This window comes from Onishia niordana (assembly GCF_004798965.1).
In the GTDB taxonomy this organism is placed as follows: domain Bacteria; phylum Pseudomonadota; class Gammaproteobacteria; order Pseudomonadales; family Halomonadaceae; genus Onishia; species Onishia niordana.
On the sequence record NZ_SDSD01000004.1, the window covers coordinates 112,452 to 131,070 of the forward strand.

Below are 18,619 nucleotides of genomic sequence, written 5' to 3' on the forward strand. Positions count from 1 at the left end.
ACGTCATCGAATTCAGGACAAGAGTGGAGCACACATGAAATTTTCCATCTCCCGGGAAGCCCTGCTGCGGCCTCTGGCCTTGGTCGCCGGTGTGGTCGAGCGTCGCCAGACCTTGCCAGTACTCTCCAATGTGCTGATCCAGGTCCAGGATAACCAGGTGGCTTTGACGGGTACCGACCTCGAAGTCGAGTTGATTGGACGCACTGCACCGACTCAGGTCGACGAACCCGGTTCGGCTACGGTACCCGCCCGTAAGCTGATGGATATCTGCAAATCGCTGCCCGAGCAGTCAGAGATCCAGTTCGTGCTGGAAGATGGGCGCGCCGTGCTGCGAAGCGGCCGTTCGCGTTTCACGCTGTCGACATTGCCGGTGGCGGAGTTCCCCAATATCGAGGACGGCCAGGGTAGTGCTGAACTTAGCCTGCCGCGGGGCACCCTCAAGCATCTTATTGACTCGACGTCCTTTGCCATGGCGCAACAAGACGTACGTTATTACCTCAATGGCATGCTGCTGGAGTTGCGTTCCAACCTGGTGCGCACTGTCTCGACTGACGGCCACCGTCTCGCCGTCTGCTCGCGCTCGGCGGATATCGAGGTCGAGCCGGCACAGAAACTGATCGTGCCGCGCAAGGGCGTGCTCGAGATGTCGCGCCTGCTTGATGACAGTGACGAGCCGGTCAGTCTGACGCTTGGCTCAACCCACGTGCGCGCTCACACCGGTGAGTTTACCTTCACCTCCAAGTTGGTTGACGGCAAGTTCCCGGACTATGAGCGTGTGGTCCCGCGCAATGGCGATAAGGTATTCATTGCAGACCGTGCCGAGCTGCGTCAGGTCCTGTCGCGTACCTCGATTCTCTCCAACGAGAAGTATCGTGGTGTTCGGCTGCACCTCGAAGAGGGCAATCTGCGCGTCATGGCCAATAATCCCGAGCAGGAAGAGGCCGAAGAAAACGTCGCCATCGAGTATAGCGGTCCGGCCCTGGAAATCGGCTTTAATGTCGGCTATCTCATTGATGTGCTTGGGGTTATTGACGAAGACCGCGTCCAGATGACCTTGGCTGACCCCAATAGCAGTGCCCTCATGGAAGAGCCTGGCGGCGGCGATGCCATGTACGTGGTCATGCCGATGCGCCTCTGATCTCTTCTTGTTCTGCGCCACGGTTAATGCCCGCCACGTCGGGCATTAACCCGGAAAGCCTGTCATGACCCTCGACCGTCTCGCCTTTATGGGCCTTCGCAACCTGGCCAGTCTGGAAATGGCACCCCGGCCAGGGATCAACATCATTGTCGGGGCCAACGGTAGCGGCAAGACCAGTATCCTCGAGGGTATCCACATCCTCGGTATGGGGCGCTCTTTCCGGACCCAGCAACTCAAGCATGCCATCGACCATGACGATCAGGCGATGATGTTGCATGGTCGCCTGGCCGGCGATCCGCCGCTACCGCTAGGTATACGCCGTCGCCGTGATCAGTCCGAGCTTGAGATGAGAATGGCCGGTGAAAGGGTGGCGCGGGTCGCTCAGCTGGTCGAAGCTCTTCCGCTGCAACTCATTAACCCCGATGCTTTCCGCTTGCTGGAAGGTTCTCCCTCCTCGCGTCGTGAATTTCTCGATTGGGGTGTGTTTCACGTGGAACATGATTTCCTCGACGCTTGGCGACGTGTGCGGCGAGCGCTGAAACATCGGAATGCGTTGCTCAGGCGTGATAGAATTGACGGTCGTTCACTGGATGTCTGGGACCATGAGTTGGCGCAGTGGAGTGAGCGAATTGATGCGTTACGACATGCCTACATGGAGGCTTTCCTCCCGGTCTTTGAAGATACCCTGGCCGAGTTGCTGTCACTGCCGGGATTGAGTCTTCGCTACTCTCGCGGCTGGGACCGTCAGCGTACTCTGGCTGAAGTACTTCAGCAGGGACGGGAGAGCGACAGCCAGATGGGGTTTACCCAACAGGGTCCGCAACGTGCGGATTTGAAACTTCGCATTCAGCGTCGGCCTGCGGCCGAGGTGCTATCGCGAGGCCAGCAGAAGTTGGTGGTGAGCGCGCTGAAACTGGCACAGGGTCGGCTCCTGGAAAAGGCAACAGGGCGGACCTGTATCTACTTGATCGATGATCTGCCAGCCGAACTCGATGCCGAACACCGCCATGTTTTCTGCCGATGGCTGGAACGCATGGAGTGCCAAGTGTTTATTACTACTGTCGACCCCGAGGTCCTGTCCGGGGTATGGCAGTCGACAACGCCAGTGGAAATGTTTCACGTGGAACATGGCCGGCTGGCGGCATACGGAATGAAAGACTTCACGACGGAGTAGTCAATGAGCGAACAGGCTTACGACTCATCGAGCATCAAGGTACTCAAGGGGCTGGATGCCGTGCGCAAGCGTCCCGGCATGTATATCGGTGATACCGATGACGGCACCGGCTTGCATCACATGGTGTTCGAGCTGGTAGACAACTCCATCGATGAAGCACTGGCCGGCCACTGCAGTGAAATTCGTGTCGTCATCCACCCAGACGAATCGATCACCGTCAGTGACAACGGCCGAGGCATTCCCACCGACATCCACGAAGAAGAGGGCGTGTCGGCGGCGGAAGTGATCATGACCGTGCTGCATGCTGGCGGCAAGTTCGATGATAACTCCTATAAGGTATCTGGTGGCCTGCACGGCGTCGGGGTGTCAGTGGTCAATGCGCTCTCGGAAGAGCTGAAGCTGACCATCTGGCGTGCGGGCGAGGTTCATGAGCAGATTTATAACCACGGCTTTCCCGCCTCGCCACTGTCAGTGGTCGGAAAAACGGAAAAGAGCGGGTCGCGCGTCCACTTCCGTCCGTCCCCTGAGACCTTTGCTAACATCGAGTTTCACTATGACATTCTCGCCAAGCGGTTGCGTGAACTGTCCTTCCTGAACTCCGGCGTGGCGATTCGTCTGATGGACGAACGAAGCGGCAAGGAAGAACTCTTTCATTACGAGGGCGGCCTCAAGGCCTTCGTCGATCACCTCAACACCAATAAATCGGTGTTGAATCCGGTCTTCCACTTCAATGTCGAGCGCGAAGACGGTGTCGGCGTTGAGGTGGCGATGCAGTGGAACGATACCTTTGCCGAGAATATCTTTTGCTATACCAATAACATCCCCCAGCGGGATGGTGGCACGCACCTGGCCGGGTTCCGCGCCTCGCTGACGCGCAGCCTCAATAACTACATCGAGGCTGAAGGGCTGCTGAAGAAATCAAAGGTCAACACTTCCGGCGATGACGCCCGTGAAGGCCTGACGGCAATCGTGTCCGTTAAAGTGCCGGACCCCAAGTTTTCCTCCCAGACCAAGGAAAAACTGGTGTCTTCTGAAGTGAAGACAGCCGTTGAGCAGGAGATGGGCCGGCAGTTTTCCGACTACTTGGTTGAGCGGCCCAATGAGGCCAAGGCAATCGTCAACAAGATGCTCGACGCTGCTCGCGCCCGTGAGGCCGCTCGCAAGGCGCGTGACATGACTCGGCGCAAGGGGGCCCTGGATATCGCGGGGCTGCCTGGTAAGCTCGCTGATTGCCAGGAGAAGGACCCGAGTCTCTCTGAGCTCTATCTTGTCGAGGGTGACTCGGCGGGTGGTAGTGCCAAGCAGGGAAGGGACCGTCGTACGCAGGCAATCCTGCCGCTCAAGGGTAAGATCCTTAACGTCGAGAAGGCGCGCTTCGACAAGATGCTGTCTTCAGCTGAAGTCGGCACTCTCATCACGGCGCTGGGGTGTGGTATCGGTCGGGAAGAGTTCAACCCTGACAAGCTGCGCTACCATTCGATCATCATCATGACCGACGCCGACGTGGATGGCTCGCATATCCGCACCCTGTTGCTGACCTTCTTCTTCCGCCAGATGTCGCAACTGATTGAACGTGGCCATGTTTTCATCGCTCAGCCCCCGCTTTACAAGATCAAGCGTGGCAAGCAGGAAAGCTACCTGAAGGACGAGCAGGCATTGGTCAATTACCTGACCACGACGGCTTTGGACGGTGCGGGACTGCACGTTAACGCCGATGCGCCGGGGATCAGTGGCGAGCACCTTGAGGCCCTCGTTAATCAGTATCGTGATGTCATGAACCGCATCGATCGTCTGGCTCGCGTCTATCCGAGCGAGGTGCTGAGAAAAATCGTCCATGTCGAGAGCCTGGCGGGTGAGGAAAGCCTCAAGGACCGAGCTCTGATGCAGCGCTGGATCGATCAGCTACAGGTTGAGATGGATGCGGTGATCGCCTACGAGGGGGGGCCGCGCTATACCTTCGAGCTTCAGGAAGATACGGAGCGAGGTCTTTTCCTGCCCGGCGTGACACTAACCGCCCACGGGGTTTCCACTGATTACGTCTGGGGCATGGATTTCTTCCGTAGCGCCGACTATCACGCGATGACCGGCCTTGGCGATACGCTGGAGGGTCTGCTGGAAGAGGGCGCCTACGTATCACGCGGCGAGCGCCAGCAGCCGATCACCACCTTCTATGATGCGCTTGAGTGGTTGATGAAAGAGGCACAGCGTGGCTTCTCCATCCAGCGCTACAAGGGTCTGGGAGAGATGAACCCCGACCAGCTGTGGGATACCACCATGAACCCTGATACGCGGCGTATGCTGCGCGTCACCATCGAAGATGCGGTGGCCTCCGACATGATGTTCAATACCCTGATGGGTGACGAAGTGGAGCCTCGTCGTGACTTCATCGAGCGCTTCGCCTTGGTGGCCAACTTGGATATATGATCTGGTTTAGTACCTGGGTCACGTTGATATGTTCCACGTGAAACATGGTATGGCTAGCTAACAAACGAAAGAGGCCGGCATATTATGCCGGCCTCTTTGCGTTCATGGCACACTCATTTTTGTGGGGAAGTGTTTCTCGACGTTGGCGACAGCGTCCCTTCGGCCGGGAGTGTGGCTACTTCATCACGCTCCGCTCGAGGCCGTCGTGCTGCTGATCGCGGCGTCTTCGCTCACAAGCCACGCCACGAAGGCTGCCAGGTCATCGAAGACCATGGCGTTTTCCAGGCCTTGATTCTTGGCCTCGGTGTCGCTTCCCTTGCCCGTTCGTACCAGCACGCAGCGACAGCCAATGACTTCTCCTGCCTGTAGATCGCGCAGACTATCTCCCACCATCCAACTGCGCGCCAGATCCGAGAGACCAAGACGATCGCGGATGGTCTCCAGCAGACCCGCTTTGGGCTTCCGGCACTGACAGTTATCAGCGGGATCATGGGGACAGTAGACGATTTGCTCGATCTTACCGCCGGCATGTTCTACTAGGGCATTTAGCCTAGTATGAATCTCCTCGACGACACTTTCATTGAAATACCCCCTGCCGATCCCTGACTGGTTAGTGGCTACCGCGACGGTCCAGCCTGAGCGGCTTAGCCTAGCGATGGCGTCGATGGCGCTGGGGTAGGGCGCCCATTCGTCCAGGGATTTGATGTACTGGTCGGAATCTTGGTTGATGACGCCATCACGATCGAGGATTACAAGTTTTGGGGCAATGGGCATGATGGAGTGTCTCAGTGGGTAGGCTCAATCGTTTAGTGTAGGTGGGTGTTTCACATGGAACAACTGAGTGATGAGATAACCATTGCGAATGGTTACACGATGTTCCACGTGAAACATGGTACGAGGCGAAAGCAAGGAAGATAGATGGCGGAATATAAAAAAGGCCCGGCAGTAATGCCGGGCCTTTTTGTTTCACGTGGAACGCTGCGTCTTTACTGCTGCAGTTCGGCGATATCGGCCACGCCCAGGAATAGCCCCTGAAGGTTAGCGAGTAGCGCCAGACGATTGCGACGGACAGCATCGTCATCGGCCATTACCATGACTTCATCGAAGAAGCGGTCTACAGGCTCACGTAGGCTGGAAAGGGCATCTAGTGCCTCAGCATAGCGGGCATCGGTCAGCAGCGGTGTCACAGCGACGCGACGTGCCTCCAGCGCTTCTGCCAGGGCATGCTCAGCGGGCTCCGCCAGCAGGGGGGTGTCGATATGCGTCGAGCCGTCATGCCCCTGCTTCGCCAGAATGTTGGCGACCCGCTTGTTGGCCGCAGCCAAGGCGGCGGCTTCCTCGCGTTGGCTGAAGGCATGCACGGCCTGTACACGACGGGCGAAGTCCAGCGGCTTGGACACCGGACGCGAGCGCACGGCGAGGTAGACCTCGACGGCGATGCCTTCGTCTTGGGTCCAGGCGCGGAAACGGTCGAGCATGTACGCGAAGACATCATCGACCAAACCATCGGATTTGGGCAGGCCGGAATGCTGGGCCGCGGCCCGCTCGAGCAGTTCGCGCAGGTCCAGGTCCAGCTCACCCTTGATCAGGATGTTCAACACACCGATGGCGGCACGGCGCAGAGCGAAGGGGTCCTTGGCCCCGGTGGGGCGTGCACCGATACCGAAGATGCCGGTCAGGGTGTCGAGACGGTCCGCGAGGGCTAGCGCCTGGCCTGCGCGCGTCTGGGGGATGACGTCACTGGCGAAGCGCGGCAGGTACTGCTCATAGAGCGCCTGGGCGACTTCCTCGGCCTCGCCGTCCTGGCGGGCATAGTAACAACCCATGATGCCCTGTAGCTCGGGGAACTCCAGCACCATCTCGGTGACCAGATCGCATTTAGCAAGCTCTGTAGCACGCTGGGCATGCTCGGTATCGCCACCGATATGCTCGGCAATATAGCGGGCGACCGGCACGCTGCGAGCGGCCTTGTCGGCCAGGGTGCCTAGCTGTTGCTGGAAAACCACACTTCCGAGGCCCTCGCGGCGAGCGGCAAGCGGCGTCTTGCGATCGATGTCGTAGAAGAAGGCCGCATCGGCGAGGCGTGGGCGAATGACCTTCTCGTTGCCAGCGATCACCTGCTGCGGATCCAGGCTTTCGATGTTGGCGATGGTGATGAACAGCGGCTTGAGATGGCCATTGTCATCGAGCAGGTGGAAGTACTTCTGGTTAGCCTTCATCGAGGAGATCAGGCACTCCGGCGGCACCTCGAGGAAGCGTTCGTCGAAGCTGCCGGTCAAGGCGACCGGCCATTCGACGAGGCCACTGACTTCGATCAGCAGCGCTTCGTCGATGACGGCTTCGCCATCCTGACACTCTGCCTCGGCCAGCACCTGTTCGCGGATACGCTCGCGACGCCGCTCGCGGTCGGCGAGTACGTAGGCTTCTTCAAGAGCGCCCAGGTAGTCATCGGGGTGGCCAAGGTCAATCGCCTGGGGCGCATGGAAACGATGTCCATAGGTCGTGCGACCAGCGTCGAGTCCCAATACGGTCGCCTCGACGACCTCACTGCCGTAGAGCATTACCAGCCAATGGACCGGACGCGAGAACTCGATGCGTGAGCTTCCCCAGCGCATGTTCTTGGGGACTGGCAGGCCATCGATGGCCTTGGCGACGATATCCGGCAGCAGGGCAGTGACGACCTCGCCCTGCTGTTGCTCACGAAAGCCCAGCCAGGTGCCCTTGGGGGTTTCGAGGTGGATCAGGTCCTCGACGCTGACACCGCAGGAGCGGGCGAAGCCTTCGGCGGCCTTGGTGGCCACGCCGTCCTTGAATGCGGCAGCAAGCGCTGGGCCGCGGCGCTCAACTTCGCGGTCCGGCTGCTTGTCGGCCAGCGCCTCGATGCGAACCGCGAGCCGTCGGGGGCTGCCATAGGCCTCTACCGCGGCGAAGGGCACCTCGGCCTCGGTGAGACCCTGGCGCAGGCTCTTGGCCAGGGCGTCCGAGAGGCTGTCGATGGCGCTCGGGGGAAGTTCCTCAACGCCAAGTTCGATCAGAAAGGTATCGGTGGCCATGGCTCAGGCGTCTCCTTGTTCGGCTAGCAGTTCGCGTTTCAGGGCGTCCGAGGCCATCGGGAAGCCGGCGGCCTTGCGTGACTCGTAATAGGCATGAGCCACGTCGCGGGCCATGGTACGGACACGCAGAATGAAGCGTTGGCGTTCGGTGACCGAGATGGCGTGGCGGGCGTCGAGCAGGTTGAAGGTGTGGGAAGCCTTGAGGACCATTTCATAGGCCGGTAGTGGCAAGCCCGCCTCCAGCAGCTTGCTGCACTCGCGCTCATGGTAGTCGAAGGCATCGAACAGGACCGGCACGTCGGCATGTTCGAAGTTGTAGGCCGACTGCTCGCGCTCGTTCTGCAGGTAGACGTCGCCGTAAGTGACCTGGGAGCCATCCGGGGCGATGGTCCAGATCAGGTCGTAGACACTATCGACGTCCTGCAGGTACATGGCGATGCGCTCGAGGCCGTAGGTCAGCTCGCCGGTGACCGGGTAGCATTCGATACCACCGGCCTGCTGGAAATAGGTGAACTGGGTCACCTCCATGCCGTTGAGCCACATCTCCCAGCCAAGGCCCCAGGCGCCCAGGGTCGGCGACTCCCAGTTGTCTTCGACGAAGCGGATATCGTGGACCAGCGGGTCGAGGCCGAGACGCTCCAGGGAGCCCAGGTAAAGTGCCTGGAAGTCAGCGGGCGAGGGCTTCATCACCACCTGGAATTGGTAATAGTGCTGCAGGCGGTTAGGATTCTCGCCATAGCGACCGTCGGTTGGCCGGCGGGAGGGCTGCACATAGGCAGCGTTCCAGGTTTCCGGGCCGATGGAGCGCAGGAAGGTGGCCGGGTGGAACGTGCCGGCACCGACTTCCATATCCAGCGGCTGCATGATGGCGCAGCCCTGTTCGGCCCAATATTGCTGCAGGGCGAGGATCAGGCCCTGGAAGGTTTTCACGTCTGGCGTCGACTGTGTCATTGGTGAAGCACCGTTGGCCCATGAATTCAAGAACTGCCAAGTATACAATCAGAGGTTAATCGGATATAGGCGCACGGACGGATTGAGCCGGGTGCTCGGATATAAGAGGGTTTGACGATGATCGTAGTCACAGGCGGTGCCGGCTTTATCGGGGCCAATTTGGTCAAGGCGCTGAATGCACGTGGCCGGGAAGACATACTCGTGGTGGATGATCTTTCCGACGGTACCAAGTTCCTCAACCTGGCTGACTGCACGCTGGGAGACTATCTCGACAAGGATGATTTCCTGATGCGCGTCGAGGCCTCAATGCGTGGCGACGATGCGGGCCTGCCGGAGATCGAGGCGATCTTCCACGAGGGTGCCTGCTCCGATACCACCGAGTGGGATGGTCGCTTCATGATGGAGAACAACTTCGAGTACTCGAAGGTGCTGCTCCACTTCTGCCAGGCCAAAGGCATTCCCTTCCTGTATGCCTCCTCGGCGGCGACCTACGGTGGTAGCGAGGTGTTCTTCGAGGCCCCCGAGCATGAGAAGCCGCTCAACGTTTACGGCTACTCCAAGCTCCTGTTCGATCAGTATGTGCGTGCACGCTGGGACACCTTCACCAGCCAGGTGGTCGGATTTCGCTACTTCAACGTCTATGGTCCTCGGGAGCAGCACAAGGGCAAGATGGCGAGCGTGGCCTATCATCACCATACCCAGGTCCAAGCCGGCCAGAATCCCAAGCTGTTCGGCGCCTGGGACGGCTATGAGGCCGGCATGCAGAGCCGCGACTTCGTCTATGTCGGCGATGTGGTGGACGTCAACCTGTGGTTCCTCGACCACCCGGAGCGCTCGGGTATCTTCAACCTGGGCACCGGCCGGGCGGAGCCGTTCAAGGCGATCGCCGATACCGCGATCGACTACTACGGCAAGGGCCAAATCGACTTCATCGATTTCCCGGACGAACTCAAGGGCCGTTACCAGAGCTATACCCGTGCGGATATCACGCGGTTGCGCGAGGCTGGCTACACGGCCGAGTTCAAGACCGTCGCTGAGGGCGTGCGCGAGTATCTGGAGTGGCTGAATGGCTAACGCCGGCGAGCGGATTCTGGTGGTAGGGCCATCCTGGGTCGGTGACATGGTGATGGCCCAGAGCTTGTTGATGACGCTCAAGGCGCGCCACCCTGGCTGCACACTGGGTGTGATCGCTCCCGGCTGGTCACTGCCGATTCTCGAGCGCATGGCGGAGGTCGACGAGACGCTGGCTCTCGAGGTGGGGCACGGCGAGTTCGGCCTCGCCGCTCGCCGCGAGCTAGCGCGTCAGCTCAAGGGGCGCTTTGATCGCGCCATCGTGCTGCCGCGTTCCTGGAAGTCAGCGATGGTGCCTTTTCTGGCGCGTATCCCCAAACGTCGGGGCTTTACCGGCGAGCAGCGGCTATGGCTGCTCAATGAGCGGCGACGCCTGGACAAGACGGTACTCGATCAGACCGTCAAGCGTTTCGTCTCCTTGGGGTTGCCCGAGGATGAGGCGGCCAGTGGTACGTTCGCTATTCCGCGTCCCCGTCTGGCGGTAGACCCAGATAACCTGGTCGAACTCAGGCTCACGCATCAGCTATCGTCACGTCCGGCCATCGGCATGATGCCGGGTGCCGAATATGGTCCTGCCAAGCAGTGGCCACTCGCGCATTTTCATGCGCTGGCGACTCAGCTTGTGGCCGCGGGCTATGAAGTACGGGTCCTGGGGGGGGGCAAGGATGCATCTGACGGTGAGGTGATCTGCGCGGGCCTCTCTCACGCTCATAACCTGTGCGGGCGCACGCGGCTGGCCGATGCCGTGGACCTGCTCGCCGACTGTGAACAGGTGGTGACCAACGATTCCGGGTTGATGCACGTGGCTGCCGCGGTAGGCACACGGGTGCATGCCATCTACGGTTCTTCGTCGCCTGAGTACACGCCGCCGCTGACCGAGAATACCCGGATTCACTACCTGGCGCTGTCCTGTTCGCCGTGTTTTGCAAGGGATTGTCCGCTTGGCCACACCAATTGCCTCAAGCACATCACACCCGAGCGAATGCTGGCAGCCATTCTGCCTGAATCGCCGCAAGTGCTTACGCCTGCCGGTTGACCCGCTCGTTCTCGTAGAGTTCGTTGAGCTTGGCGTATTTCATGTAGGCCCTGAAAGCGGTGGTCATCGCCACCGTCATGCCATCGCTGCCCTGAAAGATGCCGCCCTTGAGGATCAGCTTGCGCAGGGTGGCTGTCAGGGCATGCAGTGCGGGCGCCCAGCTCGAGGCGGGAACACCACGGTCCTTCATGGCCCAGGCATCGCGAGATGAGAGCTGATTGATGCGCTCGATCCAGTGCTTGAGGTCATGATAGGTGAAGTGGTGCAGGTGGGCGCCGGTCTGCTTGACCTTGGGGGCCTTGACGGCGGCATGGCCTTTCTTCGGCTCATAGCCGGCCTGGGTGCGGTTATAAAGGCGCGCCACCGCATCGGGATAGAAGCCTGCCGCTCGGATCCAGTGATGGCCGACGTAATTCTTGCGCCGAAAGCCATAGGCCGTAGACGGATCATCGAGGGTAAGTGACTGAATTTTGGCGACCGCATCGTCGTCCAGACGCTCATCCGCGTCCAGGGCCAGGATCCAGTCATGGCGTGCATAGGGAACGCCGAAGGCCTTTTGTGGCCCGTCTCCCAGGTAGGCCTGTTCGATGACCCGGGCACCTTCAGCCTCGGCGATTCTGACGGTATCGTCCTGACTCAGGGAGTCCACCACGATAACCTCGTCACAGACCCGAAGCAGCGAGCGGATACAGTCGGCAATCTGTCGTTCTTCATTGAGAGTGATGACCACTCCGGTAATCGGCGTCATGGTGTGATCTCTTATTGAGCGGGTACTTTGAGCATGGTGGCGCTGTATCAATCCTTGAGCAATGCACGGCAAGGGAAAGCTTCTTCACCTTAAGTCCAGTCGGGCAAACGCGTATATTACCCTTGGGTGCCCATGGCAGACCATGATCAGATACCTGAGGCCCTTGCGGGTCTGGAAGAGGCTTTTTCATGGACTGTTCACGGCCACCTACCGTCGACTCATGCACAGCGAGTCCGCTATCGGCATGCGCTAACAGAGCCAGTTTCAAGTGGGAGTCATTGTTGAAGATCATCCATGTCAATCTGGCCAAGGGCTATCGTGGCGGTGAGCGTCAGACCGAACTGCTGATTCGCGCCCTGTCATCATACGATAATGCCGAGCAATGGCTGGTGTGTCGGCGAGATTCACCGCTGCGTTCGCGCCTGGCGAGGGTGCCCGAGTTGGGTTTCATCGATGCCGATCATCAGCTAGCGGGACATGGGGTAGCAGGCCGCCTGCGGGCCGATATCGTTCATGCCCATGATGCCAAGGCGGTGCATTGGGCGGGATTGCACCGCTTATGGCATGGCGTGCCTTACCTGTTGACTCGCCGGGTCGATGCCCCGGTCAAGGACAGGATCAGCAACCGCTTCTTCTATCGGGGCGCTGTTAAGCGAGTCGCCATCTCGTCATTGATTCAGCATCAACTCGAGGCGCGTGAGTGGGGGGAGGTGGCGTTGATTCCAAGCGCCCTGTCAGGGCTCAAGGCAGACCCCGAACAGGCCAAGGCACTGCGTGCCGACTTTCCCGGCAAGTACCTGATCGGGCATGTCGGCGCGCTGGTCGACCGCCACAAGGGGCAGCGGGTGCTGCTTGAGGCGGCACGTCACCTTGAACAGATCAAGCCCGATGTGCAGGTGCTGTTCTTTGGCCAAGGAGAAGATTCAGAGGCACTGGAGGCAGAAGCGGCGGGACGTAGCAACGTTACCTTCATGGGATTCAAGGACAACATAGGCGATTACCTGCCGGGACTCGATCTCTTTGCCTTTCCTTCACGCAACGAAGGGCTCGGTTCGGTGCTGCTGGACGTAATGGATGCCGGTGTGCCGATTGTGGCCTCAAGGGTCGGGGGGATTCCTGATATCGTCCGTGATGAAAAGACGGGATTGCTGGTGCCGCCAGGAGATGCCGAGGCCCTTACCGACGCCATCGCCCGCTTACATGATGATGCCGAACTTGCAAAGACCTTGGCAGCAGGGGCGAGTGCCCAGCTCGCGCATTATACGCCAGAGGCCATGGCCGACGCCTACTGGATACTTTATAAGAGCCTAATCCAGTGTTAGTTGGCATAGGTAGTCATAATGCAGTGATTGATGTTTTAGCCAGACAGCAATAGTGGCGATGTTGGCACTGCACTATCAGAAAATGTCCCCCTGGCGCCCATAAGGATGTTGGGAAGCGCTCACCAACGAATGATAATAGCCATGCGGTGGCCTGTATGAAGACGCTACTGGCGCAGTTGCACAAGAACGCTCACAAGTTCCGTTTCTATGGCTGGCACGCGGCGGGCCTGGCGGTGCCCTTGGCCGCTAATCAGCGTCGTTTGGCAGCGATATTGGCCGAATTCGACTCACTCGATGCGTCGGAACGAGAGGAGATCCAGGCACGGGTCGACTACTACAACCAGTGCGATTCTTGCGTCGAACTTGGGCAAGAGGCGACGACTATTGCCGATTTTACCCGGGAAAAGAGCTGGGCCTACTATCTCGATATGTGGCGTTATCTACGGTTCTTTCCGGGGCATCTGCGTTTTCATTATCTTTTCGGCGATATCCGCGAGGTGCCAGAGCGGCCCACCTTTCTTAAAAGTCGGCCGCTGGGCGGCGATAACCGGCACTCAGTACTACTTAAGCTCAATGCCGTTCGCCACTACTATGTCTTCCCTGACCGCACGCCCTTTGTCGCCAAGAAGGACAGGCTGGTGTGGCGGGGCGCCTGTCATCAAGCGCATCGTCAGAGGTTCGTCGAGCACTTCCATGATCACCCGCTGTGCGATGTAGGAGATGTGCGTCGCAGTGCGCAGGGCAAGCCCTATCATCGGCCCTTCATGAACATCGAGGAGCAGCTCCAGTACAAGTTCGTACTGAGCATCGAAGGCAAGGACGTGGCCAGTAACCTGAAGTGGATCATGGCCTCGAATTCCTTGTGTTTCATGACGGCACCGCGCTTCGAGACCTGGTTCATGGAGGGCCGATTGATCCCCGACTATCATTATGTCCAGCTCGCCGACGATTACGGGGATATCGAGGAGAAAGTCGCCTACTATCGGGATCATCCCGACGAGGCCAGGCGCATCATCGCCAACGCCAACGCCTATGTAGCGCAGTTCAAGAATGAAAGGCGTGAGCGTTTGGTCAGCCTTTTGGTAATGGACAAGTACTTTGCCCGTTCGGGTCAGTCATCGGTCTTGGCGTGGTAGCCGTCGAGAATAGCGGGCAGCGACGCTTTGGCGTCGAACTTCTCGAGCGAGCGCTCCAGGCGGCTCAGATTGTCCGCTTGCCAGCGGCCCGTATGACGCAGGCGACAGCGGTCCAGATCGATCAGGAAGACCGCGCCATCCGGAGCGACGAGCAGGTTGCGGGCGTTGAGGTCCACATGGTCGAGGCCGGCATGATGGAAGCGGCGAATGGTGGCGCCGACGCGCTCGAGTAGCGCCTCGTCGGCATCCGCCAGGCAGTCGGCCAGGGCGCGGGCGCCGGCCAGGCGCACGGTGATCAATGCGGCCCGATAGACCAGGCCGCGTTGCCAGACACCAGCGGCCACCGGGCGTGGCACCGGCAGGCCTTGCGTGTATAAGGCAGCGGTCAGGCGCAACTCGCGAAAGGCGCGGGTGCGTTCACGTCCGGTCCACAGGTAGCTCGCGTCATTCAGCTGGGCGATCAGCCCCCCGCGCCGGTAAGGGCGCAGCACCCACTGCTCATTTGCCCGGTCGGGTGCCTTGAGAAAGAGACTTGCGCCTCGGCCTGGAGCCTCGCCGGTTACGGCGTCCTGCTCTCGCCAGTAGTCCGGACAGAACCAGCGCGGCTCCAGGGGCAATGGCATTGCTTCGCCTGTGGTATCGGACGCGCCTTGGATGGCAAGGCCGGCGGCTTGTCGTGAGCTTCCCCCGTCACAAAAGCGTCCTGCATCATATAGAATGCAGGTATTTTCTTTCTGGAACGTTGCCAACTGCATGAAGCATCCTCTGCCCGTTCACCCCACGCACCTGTGCGTGCTTAGGCTCTCGGCCCTGGGCGATGTCTGTAACCTGGTGCCGACCGTGCGTGCCCTGCAGCGTCAGTGGCCGGGCGTGCGTATTACCTGGATCGTCGGCAAGGCCGAGCACAGTCTACTGTCGGGCCTGTCCGGGGTCGAGTTCGTGGTCTATGACAAGTCGACCGGTCTCGCCGGCATGCGTGAGATCTGGCGTGCGCTCAAGGACACGCGTTTCGATGCGCTGTTGCACATGCAGCAGTCGCTGCGTGCCAGCGTGCTGTCGCTAGGGCTTCGCGCCGGGGTACGCATCGGTTACGACAAGGCCCGATCCAAGGACTGGCAGCACTGGTTCACCCAGCATCAGCTGGCGCCGCATCCACGTGCGCATGTGCTTGAATCCTTCATGGACTTCGCCCGTGAACTGGGCGTCGAGGACCTGACGCCTGAGTGGGGCCTGGCGATTCCCGACGATGCCCGGCGCGAGGCACGCGAGGTGAGCGGTGAGCGGGACTATGTGCTGATCAGTCCCTGTGCCAATCCGCGCTTGCGTAACTTCCGCAACTGGTCCGCCGAGGGCTATGCCGCGGTGATCGAACACCTGTGGAATCATGGCCTGGTGACGGTGATGAGTGGCGGCGGTAGTACCCAGGAGCGCGAGATGGGCGCACGCATCAAGGCGCTGTGCTCTGAAGGGGCGGTGGTCGATGCCATTGGCGGCACCTCCCTGAAGGGGCTTATGGCGCTGATTGACGGTGCACGAGCCGTTGTTGCCCCCGACTCCGGCCCGGTGCATATGGCCAATGCCCTGAATACGCCGACCGTAGGGCTCTATGCCACTACCAACCCGCAGCGCGCCGCTCCCTATCGCTGGCGGGAGCACGTCGTCAATCGCTACCCCGAGGCCGTACGCACCTACTTGCACAAGTCGCCCGACGAAATCGTCTGGGGGACGCGTGTGCGCCATCCCGATGCCATGTCGCTGATCCACGCCGACGATGTGATCGCTCACCTCGATGCCCTACTGATGGAGCCCCGTGATGAAGCTTGACCTGACCGCTCTTGAACAGGCCCGCCTGCTGGTGGTGGGCGATGTGATGCTCGATCGCTACTGGCACGGCGGAACATCGCGGATATCTCCAGAGGCGCCAGTGCCGGTGGTCAAGGTCAACGGTGGTGAGGATCGCCCCGGCGGCGCCGCCAACGTGGCCCTCAATATCTCTTCGCTAGGTGCTCGTGCCGCTCTGGCGGGACTGGTCGGCGACGATGACAATGCCGATCTGCTAACCCACCGGCTTGAAGACTCCGGAGTAAGCACTCACTTTCAGCGTAGCGCTGATATTCCAACGATCGCCAAGCTCAGGGTCATGAGTCGTAACCAGCAGCTGATTCGGCTGGACTTCGAAGAGCCGCTGGACGAGGTCGATACCCGGGATCTTGAAGCCAAGGTGGCGGCACAGCTTGGCGATGCCGATCTGGTGATCCTCTCCGATTACGGCAAGGGCACCCTGAATCGGGTCGAATCACTGATCCGGCTGGTGAAGGAGGCGGGTAAGCGGGTGCTGGTCGATCCCAAGGGCAGCGACTTTCGCCGTTACCGCGGGGCCAGCGTGGTTACGCCCAACCTGACCGAGTTCGAGGCCGTGGTCGGCCCCTGCCGCAGCGATGAGGAGCTGGCTGCCAAGGGCGAAGCATTGCGGGTCGAGCTCGACCTGGAGGCCCTGCTGATCACCCGCAGCGAGAAGGGCATGACCCTGATCCGCGGCGATCATGCCCCTCTTCACCTGCCGACTCGGGCGCGTGAGGTCTATGACGTGACTGGCGCCGGCGATACCGTGATCGGTGTATTGGGGCTGGCGCTGGCCGCGGGTCATGGCTTCCCTGAGGCCATGACGCTTGCCAACCTGGCGGCCGGCCTGGTGGTGGCCAAGCCGGGCACTGCGACCCTCTCGATCGCTGAACTCTACACCGCCCTGCACGGCGACAAGCTTGCCGAGTTCGGCCTCATCGAGGCGGCGCCGCTGGCCGAGGCGGTGCGCGCCGCCCAGGCCCGCGGCGAGAAGGTGGTGATGACCAACGGCTGCTTCGACATCCTGCACGCCGGCCACGTGGCCTACCTGGAGCAGGCCCGCCGTCTCGGTGACCGACTGATCGTGGCGGTCAACGACGATGCCTCCATCGCCCGCCTCAAGGGCCCCACGCGGCCGATCAACCTTCTCAAGCGACGCATGCAGGTGCTCGCCGGGCTCGGCGCTGTAGACTGGGTGGTGCCCTTCGGCGATGACACCCCGGCGTCGCTGATCGAGACCGTGCTGCCCGACGTGCTAGTCAAGGGCGGTGACTACCTGCCCGCCGATATCGCCGGCGGCGAGGCAGTGATCGCCAACGGTGGTGAAGTGCGGGTGCTCGACTTCGAGGACGGTGTCTCTACCACGGCGATGATCTCGACCATCCTCGACCGGGAGCGCTGATGCCTGCCCGCTGGCCACGACTCGCCTACTCGGCGGTACTCTATGGCCTCGCACCGCTTATATGGCGAAGGGTGTGGCGTGAGCAGGCGCTTGCTCACCCCAGGCGTGAACGCCTCGGGCTGATCCCTCACTCGTCTCCGGCCGCATCGGCCGACGACCACATCAAGCGTCCCGTGACCTGGCTGCACTGCGCGTCTGTCGGCGAGGTACTGGGCGCCCGGCCGCTGATCGAGGCACTGGCGACAAGCCGCCCGGCACACCGCCTGGTCGTGACCACCATGACCGCCACCGGTGCCGTGCAGGTGCAAGCACTGGCCGATAAGCTCAACGCTAAAGGGGTTGGCGCCGAAGTGAGTCATCACTTCGTGCCGCTGGACTTTCCCGGTGCGGCGCGGCGCTTCGTTGCTCGCCTTGCGCCGATGCAGGCGATCTTCTTCGAGACCGAGCTATGGCCCAACCTGCTGGCGGCCTGTCGCCGTCGTGGCGTGCCGGTTGCCGTGGTCAACGGTCGCCTGTCACCTCGCGCCTACGCACGCTATATGAAGATTCGCCCGCTGATGGCGGCGGCGCTCGCCAACGTCGACTGGCTGGCCGCCAAGTCTGACGAGGACGCCGAGCGCTACCGGGCGCTCGGCATGGCCCGGGCGTGTATCAGTGTGGTGGGGTCCCTCAAGTTCGATATGTACGCTTCTGACGAGGATCTTAAAAGAAGTGAGCGCTTACGCGCCTGGCTCGGCGAGCGACCGGTCTGGGTCGGCGGCTCGACGCACCCCGGTGAGGATGAGCCGTTGCTCGCCGCACATCGGCGCCTGCTCGAAACGCATCCGCAGGCGCTGCTGATCCTCGTGCCTCGTCATCCGCAGCGCTTCGACGAAGTGGCCTCGCTCTGCGAGACCCAGGGCATGCTCATGGCGCGGCGATCGAGGGACGAGCGTCCAGGGCCGGATACGCAGATCTACCTGGCTGACACCATGGGCGAGCTTGCCACGCTCTACGGGGCGGCGGATATCGCCTTCGTCGGCGGTAGCCTGGTGCCGATCGGCGGACACAACCTGCTTGAACCCGCCGTGCAGGGCGTGCCGGTCGTGACCGGGTCATCGCTTGAGAATTTCAGCGATGTTGCCGCGACTCTGCGCGAGGCCTCGGCGCTTGCCGAGGTGGACGATGCCGAAGGGCTGGCAGCGACGCTGGCTGCGCTATTTGACGCTCCCGCGGACAGGGCCCGCCTCGGCGAGGCAGGCCGCCAAGTGGTAGCGGCCAATCGGGGTGCGCTGTCGCTCACCCTGAAAGGCCTGAGCGCAATGCTAGAAGCGAAGTGAGCA

15 protein-coding genes are annotated in these 18,619 nt (G+C 60.9%); 10 read left to right on the top strand and 5 right to left on the bottom strand.

The window, feature by feature from the left end; all coding sequences use genetic code 11:
* Nucleotides 1–34 precede the first annotated feature (34 nt).
* From dnaN to gyrB, 3 genes are all read left to right on the top strand, one after another.
* Nucleotides 35–1,138 (top strand): DNA polymerase III subunit beta, encoded by a 1,104-nt coding sequence (gene dnaN / locus ETC27_RS09420; RefSeq protein ID WP_136254742.1) that lies wholly within the window; start codon nucleotides 35–37, stop codon nucleotides 1,136–1,138.
* A 64-nt stretch (nucleotides 1,139–1,202) separates the two neighbouring features.
* Nucleotides 1,203–2,312, top strand: coding sequence for a DNA replication/repair protein RecF (gene recF, locus ETC27_RS09425; protein WP_136254743.1), 1,110 nt, complete (start codon nucleotides 1,203–1,205; stop codon nucleotides 2,310–2,312).
* Between the two features lie 3 nt (nucleotides 2,313–2,315).
* Complete coding sequence (gene gyrB, locus ETC27_RS09430; protein WP_136254744.1) at nucleotides 2,316–4,736, top strand: DNA topoisomerase (ATP-hydrolyzing) subunit B; 2,421 nt, start codon at nucleotides 2,316–2,318, stop codon at nucleotides 4,734–4,736.
* Between the two features lie 183 nt (nucleotides 4,737–4,919).
* Here gyrB and gmhB read toward each other — a convergent pair whose 3' ends face one another.
* The 3 genes from gmhB to glyQ all read right to left on the bottom strand — a co-directional run bounded on the left by gmhB (nucleotide 4,920) and on the right by glyQ (nucleotide 8,740).
* Nucleotides 4,920–5,510 carry a D-glycero-beta-D-manno-heptose 1,7-bisphosphate 7-phosphatase gene (gene gmhB, locus ETC27_RS09435; protein ID WP_136254745.1) on the bottom strand — a complete coding sequence of 197 codons (591 nt, stop codon included), beginning with the start codon at nucleotides 5,508–5,510 and terminating at the stop codon, nucleotides 4,920–4,922.
* Nucleotides 5,511–5,722: 212 nt separating this feature from the next.
* Nucleotides 5,723–7,789: a glycine--tRNA ligase subunit beta gene (glyS, locus tag ETC27_RS09440; RefSeq protein ID WP_136254746.1), complete on the bottom strand. Its 2,067-nt coding sequence runs from the start codon at nucleotides 7,787–7,789 to the stop codon at nucleotides 5,723–5,725.
* Nucleotides 7,790–7,792: 3 nt separating this feature from the next.
* Nucleotides 7,793–8,740: a glycine--tRNA ligase subunit alpha gene (gene glyQ, locus ETC27_RS09445; RefSeq protein WP_136254747.1), complete on the bottom strand. Its 948-nt coding sequence runs from the start codon at nucleotides 8,738–8,740 to the stop codon at nucleotides 7,793–7,795.
* A gap of 117 nt (nucleotides 8,741–8,857) precedes the next feature.
* Between glyQ and rfaD the strand changes: the two genes are divergently transcribed.
* Complete coding sequence (rfaD, locus tag ETC27_RS09450) at nucleotides 8,858–9,814, top strand: ADP-glyceromanno-heptose 6-epimerase (RefSeq protein WP_136254748.1); 957 nt, start codon at nucleotides 8,858–8,860, stop codon at nucleotides 9,812–9,814.
* A complete protein-coding gene (gene waaF / locus ETC27_RS09455; protein WP_136254749.1) occupies nucleotides 9,807–10,847 on the top strand; it encodes a lipopolysaccharide heptosyltransferase II in 1,041 nt (346 codons plus the stop codon). Before rfaD ends, waaF begins: the two co-directional genes overlap by 8 nt.
* Here waaF and ETC27_RS09460 read toward each other — a convergent pair.
* On the bottom strand, nucleotides 10,831–11,595 hold the full coding sequence (locus ETC27_RS09460; protein ID WP_136254750.1) for a glycosyltransferase family 2 protein: 765 nt from the start codon (nucleotides 11,593–11,595) through the stop codon (nucleotides 10,831–10,833). The two genes, waaF and ETC27_RS09460, sit on opposite strands and share 17 nt — an antisense overlap.
* A gap of 281 nt (nucleotides 11,596–11,876) precedes the next feature.
* Here ETC27_RS09460 and ETC27_RS09465 point away from each other — a divergent pair, with 281 nt between their 5' ends.
* A complete protein-coding gene (locus tag ETC27_RS09465; protein ID WP_240724866.1) occupies nucleotides 11,877–12,917 on the top strand; it encodes a glycosyltransferase family 4 protein in 1,041 nt (346 codons plus the stop codon).
* A 155-nt stretch (nucleotides 12,918–13,072) separates the two neighbouring features.
* Entirely contained in the window at nucleotides 13,073–14,053 is a 981-nt protein-coding gene (locus ETC27_RS09470; protein WP_136254752.1) for a glycosyl transferase family 90, read from the top strand.
* Here the strand turns inward: ETC27_RS09470 and ETC27_RS09475 are convergent.
* Nucleotides 14,029–14,676, bottom strand: a complete 648-nt coding sequence (locus tag ETC27_RS09475; RefSeq protein ID WP_306462163.1) for a 3-deoxy-D-manno-octulosonic acid kinase — start codon at nucleotides 14,674–14,676, stop codon at nucleotides 14,029–14,031. The genes ETC27_RS09470 and ETC27_RS09475 overlap by 25 nt on opposite strands.
* A gap of 130 nt (nucleotides 14,677–14,806) precedes the next feature.
* Between ETC27_RS09475 and ETC27_RS09480 the strand changes: the two genes are divergently transcribed.
* Genes ETC27_RS09480 through waaA form a run of 3 tightly spaced genes read left to right on the top strand, consistent with a single transcriptional unit; the run spans nucleotide 14,807 to nucleotide 18,616 of the window.
* The gene (locus ETC27_RS09480; protein WP_136254754.1) at nucleotides 14,807–15,877 is read left to right on the top strand and encodes a glycosyltransferase family 9 protein; all 1,071 of its coding nucleotides are present in this window, start codon (nucleotides 14,807–14,809) and stop codon (nucleotides 15,875–15,877) included.
* Nucleotides 15,867–17,297 carry a bifunctional D-glycero-beta-D-manno-heptose-7-phosphate kinase/D-glycero-beta-D-manno-heptose 1-phosphate adenylyltransferase HldE gene (gene hldE / locus ETC27_RS09485; protein ID WP_136254755.1) on the top strand — a complete coding sequence of 477 codons (1,431 nt, stop codon included), beginning with the start codon at nucleotides 15,867–15,869 and terminating at the stop codon, nucleotides 17,295–17,297. The genes ETC27_RS09480 and hldE overlap by 11 nt, the downstream gene beginning before the upstream one ends.
* Nucleotides 17,297–18,616, top strand: coding sequence for a lipid IV(A) 3-deoxy-D-manno-octulosonic acid transferase (gene waaA, locus ETC27_RS09490; RefSeq protein ID WP_136254756.1), 1,320 nt, complete (start codon nucleotides 17,297–17,299; stop codon nucleotides 18,614–18,616). Before hldE ends, waaA begins: the two co-directional genes overlap by 1 nt.
* Nucleotides 18,617–18,619 lie beyond the last annotated feature (3 nt).

Coding starts and splice junctions, on each gene's coding strand:
- dnaN (WP_136254742.1), top strand. CDS start 35: ATGAAATTTTCCATCTCCCGGGAAGCCCTGCTGCGGCCTCTGGCCTTG.
- recF (WP_136254743.1), top strand. CDS start 1,203: ATGACCCTCGACCGTCTCGCCTTTATGGGCCTTCGCAACCTGGCCAGT.
- gyrB (WP_136254744.1), top strand. CDS start 2,316: ATGAGCGAACAGGCTTACGACTCATCGAGCATCAAGGTACTCAAGGGG.
- gmhB (WP_136254745.1), bottom strand. CDS start 5,510: ATGCCCATTGCCCCAAAACTTGTAATCCTCGATCGTGATGGCGTCATC.
- glyS (WP_136254746.1), bottom strand. CDS start 7,789: ATGGCCACCGATACCTTTCTGATCGAACTTGGCGTTGAGGAACTTCCC.
- glyQ (WP_136254747.1), bottom strand. CDS start 8,740: ATGACACAGTCGACGCCAGACGTGAAAACCTTCCAGGGCCTGATCCTC.
- rfaD (WP_136254748.1), top strand. CDS start 8,858: ATGATCGTAGTCACAGGCGGTGCCGGCTTTATCGGGGCCAATTTGGTC.
- waaF (WP_136254749.1), top strand. CDS start 9,807: ATGGCTAACGCCGGCGAGCGGATTCTGGTGGTAGGGCCATCCTGGGTC.
- ETC27_RS09460 (WP_136254750.1), bottom strand. CDS start 11,595: ATGACGCCGATTACCGGAGTGGTCATCACTCTCAATGAAGAACGACAG.
- ETC27_RS09470 (WP_136254752.1), top strand. CDS start 13,073: ATGAAGACGCTACTGGCGCAGTTGCACAAGAACGCTCACAAGTTCCGT.
- ETC27_RS09475 (WP_306462163.1), bottom strand. CDS start 14,676: ATGCCATTGCCCCTGGAGCCGCGCTGGTTCTGTCCGGACTACTGGCGA.
- ETC27_RS09480 (WP_136254754.1), top strand. CDS start 14,807: ATGAAGCATCCTCTGCCCGTTCACCCCACGCACCTGTGCGTGCTTAGG.
- hldE (WP_136254755.1), top strand. CDS start 15,867: ATGAAGCTTGACCTGACCGCTCTTGAACAGGCCCGCCTGCTGGTGGTG.
- waaA (WP_136254756.1), top strand. CDS start 17,297: ATGCCTGCCCGCTGGCCACGACTCGCCTACTCGGCGGTACTCTATGGC.